3 protein-coding genes and 1 pseudogene are annotated in these 3,076 nt (G+C 71.7%); 2 read left to right on the top strand and 2 right to left on the bottom strand.

Going from position 1 to position 3,076, the window contains the following annotated elements; genetic code table 11:
- Positions 1 to 163: 163 nt before the first annotated feature.
- Complete coding sequence (locus JWR81_RS21030) at positions 164 to 370, top strand: hypothetical protein (RefSeq protein ID WP_297655569.1); 207 nt, start codon at positions 164 to 166, stop codon at positions 368 to 370.
- A gap of 111 nt (positions 371 to 481) precedes the next feature.
- On the opposite strand, the gene JWR81_RS21025 is transcribed toward JWR81_RS21030, so the two are convergent.
- Positions 482 to 637, bottom strand: a complete 156-nt coding sequence (locus JWR81_RS21025) for a hypothetical protein (protein ID WP_297655565.1) — start codon at positions 635 to 637, stop codon at positions 482 to 484.
- A gap of 802 nt (positions 638 to 1,439) precedes the next feature.
- Between JWR81_RS21025 and JWR81_RS21020 the strand changes: the two genes are divergently transcribed.
- Entirely contained in the window at positions 1,440 to 2,456 is a 1,017-nt protein-coding gene (locus tag JWR81_RS21020) for a hypothetical protein (protein WP_297655561.1), read from the top strand.
- Between the two features lie 108 nt (positions 2,457 to 2,564).
- Here JWR81_RS21020 and JWR81_RS21015 read toward each other — a convergent pair.
- Positions 2,565 to 3,076 (bottom strand): annotated as a pseudogene (locus JWR81_RS21015) (hypothetical protein); the annotation flags it as partial.

The raw sequence follows: 3,076 nt of genomic DNA, 5'->3' as shown, positions 1-3,076 counted from the left end.
TGCGCTCGGCGGACGAGGTCGTGGACGTCGTCGTGGACCGGGCGGTCGACAAGGTGGTCCACCTCGCCCACGGCTACGAGTCCCGGCACGGTCTCGTAGGGCTCGTCCGGCTGGACCTGTGCGGCAGCGGGCCGGTGGCCTACCGGGTGAAGCGTCTGGCCTAGTGAGGTGGGTCGTCGGTGTGGGGCAGTGGCGCATCGACCACAACGGCCTGCAGGCCGCATCCCCCGAGGCCTTCGCCGCCATCCGCCGTCGACTGGTCGACACCGGCGCGAGCGACGGCACCGTCAACGACCGCGGCGCCATCCGCAGCATGTTCTTCCGCGACCCGGACGGCCTCGAGGGCGAGGTTCTCATCCGGAAGCCGTGACGAGGGGCCGCCGCCCCGACCCGTACCTCGGATCGGGGCGGCCGAACGTGGGACGCCGGACATCACGGCACCCTGCACAGTGCAATGGTTTCCGGCGGCCCTTCGGAAGGCTCAGAACCAGTTGGCACGGCCTCCCACTGCACGCCCGGTACGACCGAGGATCAGGAAAACGATTCCCACGACGAGCAGAAGGCCGCCGAGGTAGTAGAGGAGGCTGATGCCCGCGACGTATCCGATCACGAGCAGGATGAGTCCGAGAATGATCATGCGGGCCCCTTTGTCCGACGAGTGGTCGCCGGAGAGTAGAGCAAGATCTACGACTCCGAAACTCGGAGCGCCTGCTCGTCCATTTGCGCACGAGATCGAGGTCTCGGCAGGCCTCGAGCCCGTGGGACCGTGGGCTACGCATTCCCGGTTGGGCTTCCCGTGCGAGACGGCCCGGCAGACCGCGTAGGTGCTCCGGTCGTCGTTCCCGGCCCGGACGTCCCGGCTGACCGTCGCTTGGTCGCGTAGGTGCTGATTGTTCGGTGCTCTGGACGGCTTCGGCGCCTCTCCCGGCGGAGTCGAACGCCGATGTGGCTGCCCGACCACGGGCCCCCTCGGTGCGCTGACCGTGGTAGCGGGGTCCTGTCGGAGCAGCGTTGGGCCCCGTATCGCGGTGGGATCCGGATTCGGCCGATGCGCGCGGGGCGTAGCCGGGGATTTCGGCTCGGGCATGTGCACGACGTCGTCAAACGCGTCGTCGGCCGTTCGCGGACCGGCCAGGTCGACAGCCTTCGTGGTGGCTGTCCGCTGCCGCTCAGCGCAGCCGACGGCGGCGATGTGTCGCAGCGCGTCCGGCTGGGTAGGCAGACGGTGCCTTGCGTGGCGTGGCTCTCACCAGCGCGTCGTGCGGGTTGCTTGTCCGCTCCCCGGTCGCAGGCCGACCGTGGGGTCGGCCGGGCACGGCTGGAGCCCGGCGTGAGGCCGGGCTCCAGTTCGCCCGGTCGCCCGGCTCGGGGTTTGAGGCCATCGATCGGAGGCGACTGTGGCGGAGAGCGCGAACGGGACGGTCTCGGAATCCCTGGCCATGGCGGAGCTGGTGTACGTCAACGACGCGGCGCCTGGCATCACGCGCGAGCCCGTCGCGGACGGCTGGGTCTACCGCCGGCCCGACGGCACCGCGATCACCGACCCCGACGACCGCGCGTGGATCGACGCGATCGGCATTCCCCCGGCCTGGACACGGGTATGGATCAGCCCCACGCCGCAGGGCCACATCCTCGCCACCGGCCGCGACTCACGCAGGCGCAAGCAGTATCGCTACCACCCACGCTGGCGCGAGGTGCGCGACGCCACGAAGTACCACCGGATGATGGAGTTCGGCGAGGCGCTCCCCGCCGTGCGTCAGCGGATCGACACCGATCTCGAGCTGCCCGGCCTGCCGCGGGACAAGGTGCTCGGCGCGGTCATCCGGCTGATGGACGAGACCTTGATCCGGATCGGCAACGAGCAGTACGCGCGACAGAACCAGTCGTTCGGGCTCACCACCCTGCGCCATGAGCATGTCACGATCGAGGACCCGGCGACGGTGCGGTTCGAGTTCCGCGCGAAGTCGGGCAAGGAGCAGCGGGTCCGGCTGAGCGACCCGCTGCTGGCGTCGGTCGTGCACGCCTGCCACGAGTTGCCCGGCCAGGAGCTGTTCTCCTACGTCGACGACGACGGCCGGATCGTCCACGTCGGGTCCGCCGAGGTGAACGCCTATCTGCGGGCGGTCAGTGAGGCGGTGTTCACGGCCAAGGACTTCCGGACGTGGGGCGGATCCGTGACCGCCGCGGAGGTCCTCGTCGGGCTCGGCCCACCGCGGTCCGCGACCGACGCCAAGCACAAGATCATCGCCGCGATCGACGCCGCCGCGGCCCGGCTCAACAACACCCGGGCGGTGTGCCGCAAGAGCTACGTGAACCCCCGGCTGCCCGAGTCGTACCTCGCGGGCTCGCTCGTCGACGCCTTCGAGCGTGCCCCGGAGCGCGACCGGCTGCGACACGCGGAGTGCGCGGTGCTCCTCGCGCTGGCCGCGACACCGGCTCGACGCCCCTCCGGATGACCCCGGCCCCCGGCCCTGTGAACGGCGACCGCTGTGCACCGTCGTCCTGCAGGCGACGATGGGCCGGACCCGCCGCAGCCGAATCCACCGGTGAGGCGCGGGCCGGCGCTACCAGAGCTGGGGGCGCGTCACCGGGGGGCCGGGGGGCCGCTTCACCGGCGGAGCGGGCGGACGGTCGGGTACGGTCTCGGCCGGCGGCCGCTCGCCGATGACGGGGCCGAGCAAGGCCCGCAGATCCGCCGTGGCCACCGCCGGGCGGTTGACATCCACCGCCACGACGGGCGCCACCTGCCGCAGCGCCTCGACCAGCCGCACGTCCGTGAGGTCGTGCAGACGGTCGACGGCACCGGTCACGATCACGTCGGGGCGCAGCGCCGCGACGGCCTGTGGGTCCGGCGCGCGCGCCGCACCGACAGCCTGGATGCCGTCAGCCTCGATGTCGTCGAGGGTTCCCGCGCACCCGACCATCGGCGCGCCCAGGCCGAGCAGCAGCGCGCCGACCACATCGTCGGTGGCGACCACGCGGCGGATCGCGGCCGGTAGTGCCACCGGCGTGCCCGTCGCATCGACGAACGCCCGACGACCGCCGCCCGCATTGCTGATGAGGCCGGTGAGCGCGG

Source organism: Pseudonocardia sp., from assembly GCF_025965585.1.
In the GTDB taxonomy this organism is placed as follows: Bacteria; Actinomycetota; Actinomycetes; order Mycobacteriales; family Pseudonocardiaceae; genus Pseudonocardia.
The sequence above is the reverse complement of the archived record's forward strand: the minus strand, read 5'-3'. Positions and strand labels throughout refer to the sequence as shown.